General features: G+C 39.3%; 17 protein-coding genes. 13 read left to right on the top strand and 4 right to left on the bottom strand.

Going from position 1 to position 17333, the window contains the following annotated elements; genetic code table 11:
- Positions 1-93 precede the first annotated feature (93 nt).
- From G622_RS0118920 to G622_RS0118905, 3 genes are all read left to right on the top strand, one after another.
- On the top strand, positions 94-927 hold the full coding sequence (locus G622_RS0118920) for a CPBP family intramembrane glutamic endopeptidase (RefSeq protein ID WP_026511968.1): 834 nt from the start codon (positions 94-96) through the stop codon (positions 925-927).
- 688 nt (positions 928-1615) lie between these two features.
- Positions 1616-2026 (top strand): alpha/beta hydrolase-fold protein, encoded by a 411-nt coding sequence (locus G622_RS24945; RefSeq protein WP_081675407.1) that lies wholly within the window; start codon positions 1616-1618, stop codon positions 2024-2026.
- A gap of 50 nt (positions 2027-2076) precedes the next feature.
- Positions 2077-3426, top strand: coding sequence for an MATE family efflux transporter (locus G622_RS0118905; RefSeq protein WP_026511967.1), 1350 nt, complete (start codon positions 2077-2079; stop codon positions 3424-3426).
- 344 nt (positions 3427-3770) lie between these two features.
- Here the strand turns inward: G622_RS0118905 and G622_RS0118900 are convergent, their stop codons facing one another.
- From G622_RS0118900 to G622_RS0118890, 3 genes are all read right to left on the bottom strand, one after another.
- Positions 3771-5060, bottom strand: coding sequence for an IS4 family transposase (locus tag G622_RS0118900; RefSeq protein ID WP_026511966.1), 1290 nt, complete (start codon positions 5058-5060; stop codon positions 3771-3773).
- Between the two features lie 212 nt (positions 5061-5272).
- Positions 5273-6481, bottom strand: coding sequence for a FecR domain-containing protein (locus tag G622_RS0118895; RefSeq protein WP_026511965.1), 1209 nt, complete (start codon positions 6479-6481; stop codon positions 5273-5275).
- 50 nt (positions 6482-6531) lie between these two features.
- Positions 6532-7023 (bottom strand): Crp/Fnr family transcriptional regulator, encoded by a 492-nt coding sequence (locus tag G622_RS0118890; protein WP_026511964.1) that lies wholly within the window; start codon positions 7021-7023, stop codon positions 6532-6534.
- Between the two features lie 171 nt (positions 7024-7194).
- Between G622_RS0118890 and G622_RS0118885 the strand changes: the two genes are divergently transcribed.
- The 3 genes from G622_RS0118885 to G622_RS0118875 all read left to right on the top strand — a co-directional run bounded on the left by G622_RS0118885 (position 7195) and on the right by G622_RS0118875 (position 11395).
- Positions 7195-8001, top strand: coding sequence for an MBL fold metallo-hydrolase (locus G622_RS0118885; protein WP_196814244.1), 807 nt, complete (start codon positions 7195-7197; stop codon positions 7999-8001).
- Between the two features lie 86 nt (positions 8002-8087).
- Entirely contained in the window at positions 8088-9896 is a 1809-nt protein-coding gene (locus G622_RS23765; RefSeq protein WP_044958122.1) for a CHASE2 domain-containing protein, read from the top strand.
- 278 nt (positions 9897-10174) lie between these two features.
- Positions 10175-11395, top strand: coding sequence for an IS4 family transposase (locus G622_RS0118875; RefSeq protein ID WP_026511962.1), 1221 nt, complete (start codon positions 10175-10177; stop codon positions 11393-11395).
- 202 nt (positions 11396-11597) lie between these two features.
- Here G622_RS0118875 and G622_RS0118870 read toward each other — a convergent pair whose 3' ends face one another.
- Complete coding sequence (locus tag G622_RS0118870) at positions 11598-12473, bottom strand: LysR family transcriptional regulator (protein WP_026511961.1); 876 nt, start codon at positions 12471-12473, stop codon at positions 11598-11600.
- A gap of 269 nt (positions 12474-12742) precedes the next feature.
- On the opposite strand from G622_RS0118870, the gene G622_RS0118865 reads away from it, so the two are divergent.
- The 7 genes from G622_RS0118865 to G622_RS0118835 all read left to right on the top strand — a co-directional run.
- On the top strand, positions 12743-12967 hold the full coding sequence (locus G622_RS0118865) for a hypothetical protein (RefSeq protein WP_026511960.1): 225 nt from the start codon (positions 12743-12745) through the stop codon (positions 12965-12967).
- Positions 12968-12982: 15 nt separating this feature from the next.
- Positions 12983-13984: an alpha/beta hydrolase gene (locus G622_RS0118860; protein ID WP_026511959.1), complete on the top strand. Its 1002-nt coding sequence runs from the start codon at positions 12983-12985 to the stop codon at positions 13982-13984.
- Positions 13985-13996: 12 nt separating this feature from the next.
- A complete protein-coding gene (locus G622_RS0118855; RefSeq protein ID WP_026511958.1) occupies positions 13997-14539 on the top strand; it encodes a flavodoxin family protein in 543 nt (180 codons plus the stop codon).
- A complete protein-coding gene (locus tag G622_RS23760) occupies positions 14514-15131 on the top strand; it encodes a cyclophilin-like fold protein (RefSeq protein WP_044958119.1) in 618 nt (205 codons plus the stop codon). The genes G622_RS0118855 and G622_RS23760 overlap by 26 nt, the downstream gene beginning before the upstream one ends.
- A 330-nt stretch (positions 15132-15461) precedes the next feature.
- Positions 15462-15818 carry a PrsW family glutamic-type intramembrane protease gene (locus tag G622_RS0118845; protein ID WP_026511957.1) on the top strand — a complete coding sequence of 119 codons (357 nt, stop codon included), beginning with the start codon at positions 15462-15464 and terminating at the stop codon, positions 15816-15818.
- Positions 15811-16170, top strand: a complete 360-nt coding sequence (locus G622_RS0118840) for a hypothetical protein (RefSeq protein ID WP_155831553.1) — start codon at positions 15811-15813, stop codon at positions 16168-16170. The genes G622_RS0118845 and G622_RS0118840 overlap by 8 nt, the downstream gene beginning before the upstream one ends.
- Positions 16171-16419: 249 nt before the next feature.
- Positions 16420-17333, top strand: a 914-nt coding sequence (locus G622_RS0118835) for an ABC transporter ATP-binding protein (RefSeq protein ID WP_026511955.1), incomplete at its 3' end; no start/stop codon positions are given.

The raw sequence follows: 17333 nt of genomic DNA, 5'->3' as shown, positions 1-17333 counted from the left end.
ATCTATGTGCTGGTAAGAGCCAAGAAGAACGCTGAAAAGTTCTCTGCTCTTTCTGTCTTACCTGAAGACGCGCAGTAAAAGAGGAGAATACCAATGCTTAAAAAGTACATTGAATTCATGAAAAGATCTCCACTGATTACTGCTGCGCTCTGCATAGTATATGTTGTCGTATGTTTCAAATCAGTGCCGACCCAGACGCATTTTCAGTTTTTCATCGTAAGAACGATGCTATGTGGAGCAGCGTGTTTTTTCCTGTATCAGATATCGGGAGACAAGACCCTTTCATCCAGCTATAATTCAACAAGTTATGTTTTGAAGTATTCTGTTGGATTTCTGATAGTAGCCTTTTCACTTGGCACTATTGTGTTGGTTTCAGATATAAGTGAAAAAAGGCCGCTTTTGCAGAATCCTGTTCTGGAGCTGTTTGTTGTGTTCCTCATGTATATGTCTGTGGGGCTTTTTGAGGAGTTGTCCTTCAGGGCTGTTATCAACGATGCGATCATATATAAATTCAGGAATTGGAAATATGTATTTGTACTTGGGGCAGTTGTTTCCTCGCTTGTCTTTGGAGCAGTACATGTTTTAGGTGGATTTGATCCACTCTCAGCAATGGCTTGGGGACAGGCTATTGGAAAAACTCTTGAAGCAAGCCTTTTCGGACTTGCTCTTCTGATACTGTACTGGAAAACAAGAAATATATGGGCATGCGGACTGGCGCACGGACTAAATGATTTTCTTACTGATTATACCTCAGGATTATTTATTCCCGAAGAGGGTCTTGGTTCCTATGTCCGGACGGGTGAAGATGCAGCTAAATTACTTTTGGTCTATGTCGGACTGATAGTTATCAATCTGGTCTTTGTTCTGATTATATGGAAGAAAGTCGGTAAGACAATTGATTTTGAAAAGATAAGGCGCGAGTGGTAGGAGGCATTGTATGAAATGCAAGCGTTCCGAAGCAGGATGGGGACTATGGGATTTCGCAAGAAATCTTATATGAACGTGACTATTGAGAAGGCTTTATACTCAGATCAGTCTGGAAATGAAAGAATATGATGAAACAGAAAGATAGATCTGTTTTTAGGATGAAATAACAGAGTTGCCACCAGCCGCATACAGTAGCCCTGAGCTTTCTACCGTACGCAGCAGGTAAACAGCTACTCGCCTTACAAATGCCCAAAACAAGGCACTTAAGGCAATGAAAAAGTTCTCAAAGAGATAATCATCTGCTGTTGCAGAGTGTTGTTTCTTTGGAAATATTCAAAGATCTATTGGGGCTGTTCAGATTAAATCAAAATTAGTGCGACAGCCTTGTTCTATTTAAGTCGTTCCTATTCAGAAATTAAAAATTTCACTATATAATCCTATTTTGGCATATGTTTCTAAATTACTTGACTGCAAATCTTATATTCGTCGATATGAGTCAATAATCACCTGGATTTCAGGGCAATGGAAGTGATGTTTATAGCGCGCTTTGTACTATGACGGAAAAAGAGCTGAATCTTGCTGCTATAAGTGATATCAACTGGAATGAGGAGATGTCCCTCTGGGAATGTGCTCCTTTGTATAAAAATGATAGCCCCTACACAGGAGGGGCAGATAATATCTTGATAAGCTGACTGGAAGCAAAATCCCTGCTATAAAAGCTGAGTTTGGTGCAGAGCCTGAATATACGGCTATTGCAGGCTATTCACTTGGAGGATTGTTCGCTATTTACAGCTTGTACAGGAATGATGTGTTCTCAAGAGCAGTAAGTGCATCCGGATCTATGTGGTATCCTTCATTTTTAGAATATGCAGAAAAAAATAATTTTGGTAAAATGCCTTCAAGAGTATATTTTTCCCTTGGCGATAGAGAGGCACGCACTCGCAACGCGCTTCTTAGCACAGTTGAAGATAAGACCGGAAAAGTTTATGATCAATACAAGAATAAGGGCATAGAAACTACGTTTGAAATGAATCCCGGAAATCATTTCAAAGATGCGGATCTGCGTCTTGCAAAGGGAATAGCCTGGATACTTAAATGATCTTAACTATTAAATAATTAACATCAAGAGAAAGACCAAAGAGAGCGGCCATGACAAATACAGAACAGACCACACAAAATATGACCTCAGGAAACAGTATGAAACAGATCATACTGTTCTTTTTGCCCTTATTATGGGGAAATCTTTTCCAACAACTATATAGTCTTGTGGATAGCATTATAGTTGGCAAGGGAATCTCGGATCAGGCGCTGGCTGCTGTTGGGGCAACCGGGACACTTAACTTCCTTATACTTGGATTTGTTGTGGGGATGACCAGAGGATTTGGCATAACCTTTGCCCAGAGCTTTGGAAAAAACGATATGGCTATGCTGAATGCATACATCAGAGCAGCCAAGAAGCTCAGTATCACGTTTGGAATAGCCTTTACTGTTGTATGTGTTTCTTTGCTCAATAAGATGCTGACGTTCTTGAACACTCCTGAAGATATCTTTGATGATTCGTATAGATATTTTGCTGTGATCTTATTGGGAATTGTAGTGACGGTTATGAATAACCTTGAGATTACAATTCTCCAGTCAATGGGAGATTCCAGAACGCCTCTCACTGCTATGATCTGTTCATCACTAGTGAACATCATGCTTGATATTATTTTCATAATGGCCTTTGGCACAGGAGTTGTCGGAGCAGCAGTGGCAACAGTGGTCTCTCAGTTTGTATCATACCTTTTGTGCCTTAAAAAGCTTAGAACCATCGATTTTATGAGTCTGGGAAAAGACACGTCAGAAATAGCAGATGAAAAGAATATATTGGTTGAACTTATGAAAATAGGCCTTCCTGTGGCATTTATGAATTCGGTCACAGCTGCAGGGGCCATGGTATTGCAGTACTTCGTAAATCTTATGGGAAGCGCATATGTGGCAGCCTATTCAGCCTGCATGAAATTTGCATCACTCTTTGAGCAGTTCGGAATGTCCGTAGGTCTTTCCATGATGACCTTTGTGGGGCAAAATAAGGGCGCTGGCAAATATGACAGGATACGCACAGGAGTAAGACAGGGCCTGATGCTCTCTACACTTGTGAATGTGCCTATATCGCTCCTTATGATATTTGTGCCCGGAAGCTTGGCAAGGATGCTGCTGACTGACAACATGATAATCGGTTATTGTACCGATTTCATGCCGATCATGGGAATAAGCTTTTTTGCCCTGGGCTGGCTTTTTGTATACAGATACTCTGTTCAGGGGTTGGGCAATACCTTTATACCAATGCTCTCAGGCGGGCTCGAAGTCATTATGAGACTGATCTTTGGCTTTTTGGTAGGAAGGAACGGATTTAAGGGAATTGCCATTTCTGAAGTATCTGCATGGATAGGCGCTTTTCTGATGCTCATGGTGACATACTATTGTTTAATTGGCAAAAGAACTAAAGCAATAGCGTAAAGTAGCAATAAAAAGACTCCCTGGATTTTTTATCCAAGGACTCTTTTTTTAGCATTGGCAAGAATGGGAACTTCTGTAGTATCTTTGTCGTTTAGATGCTCACCGTCATATTTTTTGGTTTCATCAGCTATTACCTTTTAATGGTCCCTGGGGACGGGGTCAATGTCATTTAGATAACAAAACACAGAATTATGGTGTATTATAGAAGATGTGATAAATCCTAACAAAATATATCCAGTTCTCGGGTTTACGGTCAAGAATTCTTATTTTTGAAAAAGGCAAACAGACGGTCATCAGGGGCCGCCTACTATTCAAGGTATTCTGTTTTGTGATTTATCGATAGTTTAGTGAATCAGCCGCCTGGCGTCGGAGATTTCTTGCAAATTTCCGGCCAGTCGGACTGGTACTAAACATCTTAGAATCAATGTTTTTATATCTTCTATTTTCCCTTTTATAAATCTCAGGCATAGCTTTTGAACCTGTGTGTGGTTTTTCACATACAGATATTTCTCGGTTTTTCTTTCAGCGTCTCCAATTGAAAGGCTAATAAATGATGAAAAGTTATAAAGCGTAAGTTTGGCATAGATTTCTTGTACCAAAAGATTCTTTTTTAATGAATGTATGTGGACCATGTTTCCGGCATATTTGAGATGACGAAACGCAGTTTCCTCATTCCATCGAAGGTTGTACAAACGCTTTATGGTATCAATTGAAAAGCTGTACTTTGGCAAATTAGTTACTACATATTCATAGGAATTGTCGGATATAGGAAACTTAAGAACACGAAGTTTAATAACATCGACTTCTTTGCTTTTGCGACTGATAAAATCATATTTCTTAACCGAGGACATGTAATGATAGTTTTCCAACAGAGTATAGCTCTTGCCACGGCACCGTCCTATCGTAACAGTAATCTCTCTGTCTACATACTTGTCCTTTAGCCATTTTTTGTCGTTGGGACAGAAGCCTTCTACTCTGGATTGAGCTGCTCTTATAAGAAACAGCTGATTATTATGAATTGCATGACCAAAAATATTATAAGAAGCATATCCTCTGTCAGCGATGTAAATACGTTTTTTACTGCAGCAGGCATGATTATCGAGGAATTCACAAAAAGCTTTTTGCTCGTTCATGTTGTGAATTCCCTGGAGACTTGCAGCAATAAAAATATCATTTTGGATATCATAAAGCGCATTCAGGTGGACCTGATTTACCCCCTTACGTCCTTTAATACACTTAATAAAGCTAAACGTATCGGATGGATGATAAGGGAGATTGATTCGTGATCCATCACAGGCCAAAAGCTGATAGCCCAAGAAATCTTTGAGAACAGGAATTATTTTTTTGAAGTTGCTAAATAATGCCTCGAATGCTTCTGGCTTTATTTGGTTTCTGCGCTGGATCATTGCAGATGGCATGGGAAGGTTCTGTTCGCCTATGTAATCCAATAGCTCGGTGGCGATATCATTTGAAGCAGCGATCATTGGGAATATGACAGTCTGCTCAAAAGAAATCTTTTTAGTTCTGGTAAAGTCAGATTTTGGATTTGTAAGAAATAATTCCCTCTGGTCCAAGAGAGAATCAATTTCGGAAAGTAACATCTCTTTGATCTCGTCAGTAGAAATGCTGTGCATATGAATACCTCCTTGAAAAACGTCATCTAATCAAGGCGCGGCAACATTTTTTGACTGACTTGTCAAGCATTTTTTGAAAAAAAAGTGCAAAAAAACAGAGGATTTTCACCTCTGTTTAACAATGAATTATTAAGTTTTAAAAATCGGGGACAGTGGGGTCACCTTATCTAAATGACATTGGAACTGTCCCCATGACACCCCCCTGATTCCTGTTAATCCACGTTTTTATCTGATGCAGAGCCACTTCCATTTAGTTTTGATGCGTTGGGGCTTGGGATTACAGGGTCATCATTGTGTTGGTCGTCGTCCGGATTAGGATCAGGAATTGGTTTAGGATCCTTTTTATCCGGATTGTTTTTCTTCTTTTTGTGTTTTTTCTTGTCGGATTTTTTCTTTTTCTTTGGCTTATTTTTTGATGAGCCGGAAGAGTTATTTGAATGGTGTTCGGACTCGTACGATGAGTCATTATTGTCGTTATTATACCAATTACTTATATCAAAGACTTTATAATTGGGGTCGCTTTGAGGTGCCGGAGTGGGAGCCTGCTCCGGATTAGCCTCTATACTTTTTGTTGATAATTCTAAATTGCGCTTCTTTTTTGATTTGGATTTTGTAGTATCAACAAGTCCCTGATCCTTTTTTAATCGTGCGTTCACTTCCTCTAATGTGAGATACCTGAAATCTAAGTTGCTTTCCATATATACTCTGTTGGCAAGGTCTTTGTTATTATATAATTCTAATAACGTGAATCCGCTGATATCATCAATGCTGATATTTCCTGTTTCAATGATGCAGCTGTTAGCTTTTCCTTCAGCAATATGAAAATCAGCTTTTTGACCTGCGATCAATGTACAGCCGTTACTGTCTCCGTTTGTGTTGGACATGGTACACTTAAGGCTGCCTTCAAGTAAGCATACCTTAGCATGCTTTTCGTCAAATACCTCAACCTGAGCTGCAGTGCCGCGTATTCCCATAGTCATTGTGGAGGTCTTTATATTAAATTCTTCATCATCGTTAAGGGGCTCTGATACATTAAAGAAAAGATTGCCGGAATTTAGAAGAGCTTCATATTTTGATCCGGTTTTCTTGATTTCTGCTGAGCTTTTAGCATCGAGTTTGATGGCCTTGGTGGCATCAAGACTTATGTATGCATAACTTTTAGCCTTTGTTGAAACAATATTGCCATCATTTAGACGCATTTTTGCTGTGGTTACAAGCTCTTTTCCGGTGTTTTCCGAGACTGATACAGTTCCTTCGGTTTTCTCAAGGCGCATGACAGAAGCAGCATCGGTTTTGGTTTCTGATGCTATTGCGGATATACTATATGATGAAAATAGCAGAGAAAGTGAAAGAACACACGCAAAGAAGCGTCCGCTTGAGCGAACAAGCTGATAAAGACGATATGAATTTTCTCCCCTCATAACAATACCTTTCTCAAAAATGCTAAACTAAATTTCCCGATAATTACGAATTATCTATTCTCATTAAATGCTTCATCCATCTTTACAATTGCATCCTTTAGAATGGACGCAGCTTCGGGCCTGGAACAACCATCGTTTATCTTTTCAATGGTTTTATTAATCGAAGCTCTTAGTTCTGTATTGACCCTGGTTGTGAGTCGTAAACGGTCACTTGTTTGTTGCATAATCTGGACAACTCGTGACGGTCTTGTTTTGAAATACAGACTTAAGGTTTCCCATGTGATAATTGCAAGGACAGTATAATCAGACAATGAAACAGCTGTAGCTGAACGAGGAAGCCCTTCAACCATGCCCATTTCACCGAAGATTCTGTCTCGGCCGATTTCTGCGATCATTTTTTCGTTTTCCGTCCCGTAATTAGTGAAAATACCCACTTTACCCTTCTGGACTTCGTACATACAACTGCTGTCTTCACCTTCCATGAAAACAACCCTGCCGCTTTCGTATTCTTTAAGATTTGTGATAACAGTAGTTTTGGCCATGCGCAGTCTCCCAAATAAAATGATTCATTAATTATGATACGATAACAGAGATTACAATTGAAGCGAAATAATATTATATTTTTCTAAATTATCTAGACAATTATTCTGAGGATAAAAAAATATATGTATAATAATTGTGAAAACGGTAAAAATTCAGCCAATGGAGAAAAAATGGAAAATCATATGAAACTGACTGTACTGGGATCAAGGGGATCGATGCCTGTAAGCGGAAAAGAATATGAAGAATTCGGCGGGGCTACAACATGTTATCAGGTAGAGGCCGGAGATCAGGTAATACTATTGGATTCCGGGACGGGAATTTTTAACGCTAAAAATATAGATGAAAGGATGAATGTATCCATTATTATATCCCATGTTCATCTGGACCATATTATGGGGCTACCCTTTTTTCCGGAATTGTCCAGGAAAGGTAGAAGGTTGTTCCTGTATGGAGAGGAAAAGCTTGATATAAAAAATCAGATAAATACCATTTTTTCAAAGCCATACTGGCCATTGATGGCAGGTGAATATCCCTCAGAGCTTGTAATTGAGAGCATTAAGTTTCCGTTAAAATTAGGAGAAGTAATTGTTGAAGGAATGAATGTCAGACACCCGGGAGGGAATATTGCGCTCAAGGTTATCTACAAAGGAAAAAAAATAGTCAATCTCTCTGATTATGAGCATATTCCCGGTGAGAATGGACTATTTGCAGACAGAGATGTTATTGAATTTTGCAGGGATGCAGATATGGTTTTATATGATGCTCAATATACAGATGATGAGTATTCCGGCAAAAAGGGTTATGGACATTCAACAGAGAGTGAAGGGGTTAAACTGAAAAAAAGTGCAGGAATAAAGAAAATGCTATTGGTTCACCACGACCCGGCACATGATGATGAATTCCTTAGAAATATTGAAAGTAAAATTGGAGATGAAAATGTAAGTTTTGCAAGACAGGGGCAAATAATCAATGTGTAGACTATTGTAGTTGTTTTGATATTTCTTAGGTAAAATCTGTGATATTCAAGGCGGAAGATGGAGTCGATGGTTGAACAGGAGTTGTGATGCATCAAAAAAGAAAGAAAATTGGAAAAATAATTATAGCATCTGTAGTGGCTCTCGTTTTTACAATCATTGCAGGAACCGGATGGCTTGATGTACCGGACGGAGTGGTTTCTGACGCTTTTTATCAGAAAACAATGGCAACGGATGGTGAAATAGTTGTCCTTGGTATGGATCAAAAGGCGCTTGAAGAAATAGGTCAAATGCCATGGCCAAGAAGTGTAATGGCAGATGTTATAAGTATTCTGAACAGTGCAGAAACTCCGCCGGCAGTCATTGCCATCGATGTGCTGTATGTTGGTGAAAGCTCGGATCCTTCAGGAGATGAGTATTTGGCAGCATCTGCACTTAACGGCGGAAATGTGGTTACGGCTTCAGCAGCGACATTCGGGAGTGATCTTTTTCTTGATGGAGAGAATTTCCATATAAAAGACAGAGTGGTTCAGGCGTATGATGAACCTTTCCCTGAACTGAAAAACAGTACTACTACAGGTCATATTAATGTTATGGCTGATTCTGACGGTGTTATCCGTCATGCAATGTTGTATATAGATGTGCCTGATATTGGAAGAGTTTTAAGCTTTGCCAGAGTCATTTACGAAAAATATTGTGAGGTAAAGCAAATTACACCTAATGATATTCCCAGGACCGATAGCGGCTTTTTCTATATACCATTCCTGGGTAAAAATGGAGCATATTACGATTATATATCTGTTGCGGACGTATATAACGGCGACATTGATCCTTCTTTTTTTTCAGATAAGATTGTCATGATAGGACCATATGCAGCCGGACTTCAGGATGAATACAGAACATCCATTGATCATGCAGCTCCGATGTATGGAGTTGAGATTCATGCCAATCTTGTTGATGTTTTCAGGCGTGGCTTTTATCCTCATGAAGCATCGAGGACTGCTCAGTTAGTGATACTGTTTATTGTCTGCTTTGTTATGCTCTTGTTCTTCATAGACAGGAAGGTTCTTACTGCTATAGGAATAGAGGTCGGTTTTTGCATTATCTACATGATGACAGCGTATGCTTTATATAAATGGTGTAGGCTTGTTCTTCATGTATTGTGGATTCCGCTCTTTGTATTTATTCTCTTTGTAATTGTTGTATCTTTAAACTATATAAGATCTCAACGTGAAAAGAAGCTTGTGGAAAACACCTTTGGGCATTACGTTGATCCCGCTATAATGAAACAGTTATTGGAGCAGGGGAGAGAAGCATTAGAGCTTGGAGGTAAAACTGTAGATATAGCTGTTCTTTTTGTAGATATCAGAGGCTTCACAACTATGAGCGAAGCGCTTGATCCTCCGACTGTTGTAGAGATAATAAATTCATATCTTACTCTGACAACAGAATGTATCATGAAAAATCATGGCACCTTAGATAAGTTTGTAGGCGATTGCACGATGGCTTTTTGGAATGCACCGCTACAGCAGGAGGATCCGGTATATCTTGCCTGTCGTGCAGCAATGGATATGGTAGAGGGCTCAAAGGAACTGGGGAAAAAGTTGCAGGAACGCTTTGGCAGAACTGTGGAATTCGGAATAGGTGTAAACTGGGGACCGGCTGTTGTCGGAAACATCGGTGCTCCTCTGCGCATGGACTACACTGCTATTGGGGATACTGTTAACACATCTGCCAGACTGGAAGCAAATGCTTCCGGTGGAAAAATACTGATATCCAGAGCAGTGGCTGATATACTTGGCGATAGAGCAAAGGTTACATCCCTGGGAGACACCATCAAGCTAAAAGGGAAAGCGGAAGGCTTTGAAATACTAACGCTTGATGAACTAACCAGGTAGTGGAGTCAAGGGTGAGTCAATGGGACGGTTCCAATGTCATTTAGATAAGGTCCCCTAAGTTTTTTATTAAATAGTTACTTTAAATCAGAGGTGAAATATCCTCTGATTTTTTTGCGTTTTTATTGATAAAAACGCTTGACAAGTCAGTCAAAAAATGTTGCCGCGCCTTGATTATAAGACATTTTTACGGAGGTGCTGACATGTCATTTACTGTTACTGAAATACACAAAAATCTGTTTTCTATATTCGATTCCTTGCTAGCGCGATGAGATGAATTTTTGAACAATCCATCTTCTGATTTTACTAGAAAAAAGAAGATATCTTTTGCTCAAACTATGCTCTTTCCTATGATTGCAGGAGCAGATAATGTTGCAACTGAATTATTGGATTTGTTTGGCGAGGAAAATCTTCCTCTGCCATCAGCCATGATTCAGCGTCGCAATCAGATTAAAAAGGAAGCGTTTCAGGAATTGTTTTATCTGTTTAACAAAAGCATTCCTGTAGCAAAAACCTTCCATGAATATCAGCTTATTGCCTGTGATGGCACAAGACTCAATCTTCCTTATAATCCTGCTGATCTAAACACTTTGGTCGATAACATAGAAGGTCGCAAGCCCTTTAACCAGGCACATCTTAATGCTCTTTACGATATCATGAATGACATGTTCCTGGATGTTGAAATTCAAGATATGCGGGAAATGAATGAACGGGGCTCGTTTTGCAAATTTCTTGATAAACATTCTTCACCGGACGGAAAATCCATTTTTATTGCTGATCGTGGATATTTTTCATGGAATATCCTTGCACATGCTATCCACAATAATCAGCTTTTCGTGCTTCGTATTAGAAAAACCGATTCTAAAACCTTATGTCCAGACTATCCACAATTATTGGATGGATCCTGCGTTGATGAAAGTGTTACCATTCATGTTGGTCGTCGTCGCAAAAAGCGCAACTATAAGTATGAGAACTACCATTTTATTCGCAGTGAACATAGATATGATTTCATTGCTTATGGTGATGATGATATAGATACTCTTTGTTTCCGAATACTGAAGTTTCAATTATCAAACGGAACCTATGAATATATAGTAACCAATCTACCTCGACAAGAATTTCCATTAAAAGTGATCAAAGAACTATACAACTTGAGATGGGGTGAAGAAACTGCATTCCGCCATTTAAAGTATGCTGGAAACATGGTACACATTCATTCAATAAAGCCGGATTTCTTAATACAGGAAATATATGGAAAACTAACGTTATATAACTTTTCATCATGCATAGCAAAAGCAATAACTCAAAAGGAACCCACGAATAAAGCTCGTAAATACAGCTTTAATCACACTCAGATGCAAAAGTTTGTAAGGCTTTATCTTATGGAAAAAGTAAAAGATCTTGAGATGCTAATCAACAGATTCTTGGTGCCAGTCCGACCGGGACGTAAATTCAAAAGAATCATACGTCGCCAGTCAGCTGTACCATTAGCATACAGATAAATCAACAAGAACAGAATACCCTGTTAGTAGGCAGCCTCGCCAGACTGCCTGTTTGCCTTTTTCAAAAATAAGATTTTTGACCGTAAACCCGAGAACTGGATATATTTTGTTTGCATTTATCATGCCTATAATAATATACTGTTATTATGATTTTTGCTATCTAAATGACATTGGGACGGGGTTAGCAGTCCCAAAAGATGGGTTATAACACTAGAACTTTTAGGTGCGATAAAAATCTTTCTGCTATAGGTGTAAATGCCTGATAGCGGTTCCATGCGAAATATATTCTGTTTTCAAGCTTAGGAGACAACGGTCTGAATGCAAGGCCGTTGTTTTTTGATGTATCAATAAGGTGATCATAGGTGAGAAGATACCCAAGACCTTCCATTGTGAAAATAGAGCCATTGTAGGAAAGACGGAAAGAACCTTCAAGCTGTAGTTCTGAAAATCTGCTCCCGGCCCATTTCTTTATATCTCCGTTCCAAGCCTGATCTGAGCAGAAAAGAGGTAATCCTATCAGGTCATCCAAACGAATGGATTCCTTTTTTGCCAGAGGGTCATTTTCAGGAATGATAAGTCCCCAGGTATCAGCCTGTGGAAATTCTATATATTCATACTTTCTGATGTCCGGCTGCTCAACCAGAACAACAAAATCAAGAAGCCCTTTTTCTGTTTTTTCAGATAGCTGCTCTGTATCACCACTTGTGATGTGATAATGGAGATTGGGATAGCTTTCTTTAAAGGTCTTGATTGCTCTTGCAAGGAATCTTAGCTGATAAGATTCTGCAAGTCCGAGGTAAAGATTGCCTCCGCTTATGTCATCAAGTGAAACAAATTCCTGCTCGATTTTATCAGACATGCTCACAAGATCTTCTGCACGGTTTCTGAGAAGAATTCCTTCTTCTGTCAGCTTTATACTGAAACTGTGCCTTGTAAATAGCTTCTTACCCAATTCTTCTTCCAATGATTTTAATTGTTTGGATAGAGTTGGCTGAGTCACATGCAGTATCTCAGCGGCTCTGCTCATGTTTTCTTCTCTTGCTACAGCTAAAAAATATCTTAAAGTCCTGATTTCCATGGTGATTCCTTTCCTAAGCAGTGCAGTACTCGAAATGCTGCGCATTTCTCGTTCTTCGGCATTCGCCGAATACCAATATTTACAAAAATATGCACTTATGTGAGCAAGCTCCCAAGTGCATATTTTATAAATATTGCTGCACTGCTCATTGCTGAATGATATGCCAAAATGGAATAATATGATATTCATTATAACTATTAGCAAAAAATCTTACAAGCTCATACAATAGAATTGTAAGTGAAATATTTACATGGAAATGAGGAATACTCATGGATAAAGAATATCTAAAGCAAAGCCTTTCAGATGCGGGATGCTGTAATGAGGCAACAGACACTATCCTGGAAAGATTTGAGTCAGGCAGTATCGATGAAATGGTAAGGCTTCTGAAAAAAGAAAGATGCCGTGCCATGGACGAGTACCACGAAAGTGGGAGAAAAGTTGACTGCATGGATTTTATGCTAAGAAAAATCGAAAACGAAATGAAGCAGAGATAACGGAGGTATCAAATGATGATAAGAACAGAAGAACTTAATTTAGTAACAGAGTGGGATAAGACCTTTCCAAAGAGTGAGAAGGTGGAACACAGCAAGGTGACATTTGTAAATCGCTACGGGATAACCCTTGCAGCGGATATGTATGTGCCAAAGGATACAGATGGCAAGCTTCCGGCTATTGCAGTATCAGGACCTTTCGGAGCTGTTAAGGAGCAGTGTTCAGGATTATACGCTCAGACTATGGCAGAAAGAGGATTTCTTACAATAGCCTTCGATCCCTCTTTTACAGGAGAGTCAGGCGGCAATGTAAGATATATGGCATCACCTGATATCAATACAGAGGATTTTATGGCTGCTGTTGATTTTCTTTCACTTAATGAAAAGGTAGATCCGGAAAGAATAGGAATCATAGGAATCTGCGGATGGGGCGGAATGGCTATCAATACAGCTGCTCTTGACACAAGAATCAAAGCTACAGCTGCAATGACCATGTATGACATGACAAGAGTTAATGCAAAAGGTTACTTTGATGCCGATGACAGTGAAGAAAAGAGATATGAAGCGAAAAAGGCATTGTGCGCTCAGCGTCTTGAAGATTTAAAGAATGGAGAATATAAGCGCGCGGGAGGTGTTGTAGATCCTCTACCTGCAGATGCACCTTTCTTTGTAAAAGACTATTTTGATTACTACAAAACTGATCGCGGATATCATGCCCGTTCCCTTAATTCCAATGATGGATGGAATGTGATAGGCTGTGAATCCTTTGTGAATCAGCCAATCCTTAAGTACAGCAATGAAATCAGAAGTGCAGTGCTTCTTGTACATGGCGAGAAGGCTCACTCCTGCTACTTCAGTAAAGACGCTTATGCCGACATGATAAAGGACAGCAAATATGCTGATAATAAAGAACTGATGATCATTCCAGATGCAGTTCATACAGATCTGTATGATGGAGGAGATAAGGATTATATTCCGTTTGACAAACTTGAGAGCTTCTTTAATGAATATCTTAAATAAGGAAAGATGACAATGAGTAAGGTTTTGATAATAAAGACAAGTCTTAGAGCAAAGAGCAATTCTGATATTTTGGCAGATAAAGTATCTGATGGAGCAAAAGCTGCGGGACATGATGTGGAAGTCATCAGCCTCAAGGACAAAACAGTTGGATTCTGCAAAGGATGCCTTGCATGCCAAAAGACGCAGAAGTGCGTGATAAATGATGATGCTGTAGAGATTGCGAAAAAAGTAAAGAATGCAGATACGCTTGTATTTGCGACCCCTATCTACTATTACGAGATGAGCGGACAGATGAAGACTCTCCTTGACAGACTTAATCCGCTTTATCCTTCTGACTATAGATTTCGTAATGTCTATATGCTTTCGACTGCTGCTGAAGATGAGACATTTGTTCCTGAGGAAGCTGTCAGTGGTCTGAATGGTTGGGTAGAGTGTTTTGAGAAAGCTTCATTTAAAGGTTCACTGTTCTGTGGCGGAATAAATGACATGGGTGAAGCAGAAGGCAAAGAAGAGGAAAAGCGGGAAGCTTATGAGTTTGGAAAATCTCTTTTGTAAAAATACAGGTAAAACGCTTACAGCATTATGTGTGATGGCTGTAAACCTCTTTACTGGATGTGGATATAATGAGAATGCACAGGTTCACTCGAAGGTTGATTTTGTTCAAGACAATTATGTAGAAACAATACAGTCACAGGTTAAAGCTGATGCTAAAACGAACAGTAATACGGTAACGGAAGATCACTTAAAGGATGAAGAAGACGTAATTACTAATGATGAAAGGTCGACGGAAAATATGCTTAAGCTTTTTATAAATGATGAAGAGATACAGGTAATCTGGGAAGAAAATGAATCAGTAGAAGCTCTGAAGAATCTGGCTGAAGATAAACCTATCATCATTGATATGTCTATGTATGGCGACTTTGAGCAGGTTGGCTCTATTGGTCAGTCTATTCCAAGGAATGATAAGCAGATGACTACAAGTGCCGGGGACATTGTTTTGTATTCAGGTAATCAGCTGGTAGTGTTTTACGGTTCAAATAGCTGGGCTTATACAAAGCTCGGGCATATTGAAAATACATCTGCGGAAGAAATGAAAAAAAGGCTTGGTTCCGGGGACGTTAACGTAACAATAAGTATTACTGAATAAGCTTATGTGAAGTGAGGCAATATGATTGAAAAAAGTGTCACCAGCCGCATGCAGTAGCACTGAGCTTCCTTGTGTACGCAGCAGGTAAACAGCAACTCGACCTGGAAATGCCACAAACACAGCACTTAGGACATTGAAAAAGTTCTCAAAGAGATGAGAATATCTGCTATTGCAGGTTTCAGAAGACTCGGTACATTGTACTGGGTCTTTTTTGTATCTATCACTATTTATGGATTTTTAAGACTATCGCAAGACGGAATGCTGTAAAATTTAAAGAGGTATATAAAGCCTCGACGGAGTTAAGATAAGAAAAGAGGAGGAGAATTATTCATGGACGCAAAAACAATTATTATTTCAATTATTGCCGCATTACTTGCCTTTGTTATCTGTGGATTTATCTATCAGCGAATGATCAAAAGGGAAGTTCCGGAGCCTATAGGGAAACTACAGGCAATCCTGCCGGTTGTTTTGGGATGTATTTGCGTACCGATTTCCGCCGGTTCCGGGATTGGGTTATTGGCCGTATTAAGAATCATCGGGATAGAGGGTGCAAAAATGCAGGCGCTATCGGCATCTTTCTTTACAGCATTTTTTATGGCTGGTGGTGTGGAGGAATTGTTTAAGTTTCTTGCAATCATCATAACGCTGGTTGCTCTGAAAAATAAGGTACGCAATGTTTATGAGTAAGAGTATTGTATTACTAATCAGAACTCCTTTAGCGTTCACTCATATGACATTGAACATGATAATGGGAGAGTTTATAGGAAGAGCAAGGTACAACAAATTAAAGGGCAAAGGTCCGACGGCGCTGTACTGGGCTTTGGCAATCATCATTCCAACTGCTTTACATACTCTGTATGATGCCGGAACAATTTTTAACTATCCGGTTATGAAGAATGGCGATTTTATTGTAGGTGGCATACTTGGCGGAGTAGCAGTTTTGACAAATATTGTTCTTTTGATCTATGTGCTGGTAAGAGCCAAGAAGAACGCTGAAAAGTTCTCTGCTCTTTCTGTCTTACCTGAAGACGCGCAGTAAAAGAGGAGAATACCAATACTTAAAAAGTACATTGAATTCGTGAAAAGATCTCCACTGATTACTGCTGCGCTCTGCATAGTATGCTTTCCCTATTGAGCACGGCTATGTAGATTCAAGATATGTGACCCATTTAGCAATATATGAACAGCATATATGAAAAAATGATTAGTGCGTCTTTCTCTTTTGAAATACAATTTATATGCGTAGGTTACGTGTATTTTTGCTTATAGACAAAAGGGGTAGACAGCAATGGGGAGCGAATATAAAGAAAGTAAAGATAACCCGCTTCATAGAGAATATGGGATATGGAGTAACACGGTTTATATACTAAAGAAAATGTGGGAATATAAGCCCTGTGTTATCTTTCTTGTTTTTCTTGGAATTGTATGTAATTCCGTCTTATCGTATTTCTGGGGAATTTTTGGAAAATACGTCATTGATATTATCCAACTTGGATTAAGCAGGCAGGAAGGGATACGGCAGCTTACAAGGCTGATGCTGATAGCAGGAAGTATAAATCTTGCCTTGAACTTTGGAAGAGCTTTGTCTGATAACAGAGTCTGGTACAACCTCATACTCGTTCGTATGAATATGCTCACAGAGAGGATTGCGAAGGTATTAGCTCTGCGATTTGAGCTTGTTGAGAGACCGGATGTACTTGATCTGGCTGATCGTGCCATGAGGGCAACTAATTCTAATAACAACGGCGTAGAAGGTATGATGCGCCTTATGAGGCAGGTTTTAACAAGTGCATTTACACTACTTGTTACTTTTGCTGCTATTTTAATTCTTGATTACAGGCTGATCATAGCGCTTATCATTCTTGGACTGTTGCAGTTTCTGTATTACAGAAAAATAGTCAGGGTCGATAAAGAAGAGGTGTGGGATAAAATGTCTCCCACATCCCGCAAATTAGAATATATGACCAGGATTACTCAGGATTTTGACTTTGCCAAGGATATAAGACTCTTTGGACTGAGCGATTTTTTGTCCGGTAAACAGGAAGAAGTAAATAAAGAAACAATTGAAAAAATGGATCTTCACCGCGATCTGTGGTATAAGCATGCCTTTGTTGTTCAGATAGCTTATGTCATTATAAAGGGGCTTATTTATGCAACTCTTTTTGTGGCTGTGTTTAAAAAGAACCTCTCAATTTCTGATTT

It is taken from the genome of Butyrivibrio sp. LC3010 (assembly GCF_000424385.1).
Classification (GTDB): domain Bacteria; phylum Bacillota; class Clostridia; order Lachnospirales; family Lachnospiraceae; genus Butyrivibrio.
Note: the sequence above shows the minus strand (reverse complement) of the source record. Positions and strands in the feature narration are given on the sequence as shown.

Coding starts and splice junctions, on each gene's coding strand:
- G622_RS0118920 (WP_026511968.1), top strand. CDS start 94: ATGCTTAAAAAGTACATTGAATTCATGAAAAGATCTCCACTGATTACT.
- G622_RS0118905 (WP_026511967.1), top strand. CDS start 2,077: ATGACAAATACAGAACAGACCACACAAAATATGACCTCAGGAAACAGT.
- G622_RS0118900 (WP_026511966.1), bottom strand. CDS start 5,060: ATGCACAGCATTTCTACTGACGAGATCAAAGAGATGTTACTTTCCGAA.
- G622_RS0118895 (WP_026511965.1), bottom strand. CDS start 6,481: ATGAGGGGAGAAAATTCATATCGTCTTTATCAGCTTGTTCGCTCAAGC.
- G622_RS0118890 (WP_026511964.1), bottom strand. CDS start 7,023: ATGGCCAAAACTACTGTTATCACAAATCTTAAAGAATACGAAAGCGGC.
- G622_RS0118885 (WP_196814244.1), top strand. CDS start 7,195: ATGGAAAATCATATGAAACTGACTGTACTGGGATCAAGGGGATCGATG.
- G622_RS23765 (WP_044958122.1), top strand. CDS start 8,088: ATGCATCAAAAAAGAAAGAAAATTGGAAAAATAATTATAGCATCTGTA.
- G622_RS0118870 (WP_026511961.1), bottom strand. CDS start 12,473: ATGGAAATCAGGACTTTAAGATATTTTTTAGCTGTAGCAAGAGAAGAA.
- G622_RS0118865 (WP_026511960.1), top strand. CDS start 12,743: ATGGATAAAGAATATCTAAAGCAAAGCCTTTCAGATGCGGGATGCTGT.
- G622_RS0118860 (WP_026511959.1), top strand. CDS start 12,983: ATGATAAGAACAGAAGAACTTAATTTAGTAACAGAGTGGGATAAGACC.
- G622_RS0118855 (WP_026511958.1), top strand. CDS start 13,997: ATGAGTAAGGTTTTGATAATAAAGACAAGTCTTAGAGCAAAGAGCAAT.
- G622_RS23760 (WP_044958119.1), top strand. CDS start 14,514: ATGAGTTTGGAAAATCTCTTTTGTAAAAATACAGGTAAAACGCTTACA.
- G622_RS0118845 (WP_026511957.1), top strand. CDS start 15,462: ATGGACGCAAAAACAATTATTATTTCAATTATTGCCGCATTACTTGCC.
- G622_RS0118840 (WP_155831553.1), top strand. CDS start 15,811: ATGAGTAAGAGTATTGTATTACTAATCAGAACTCCTTTAGCGTTCACT.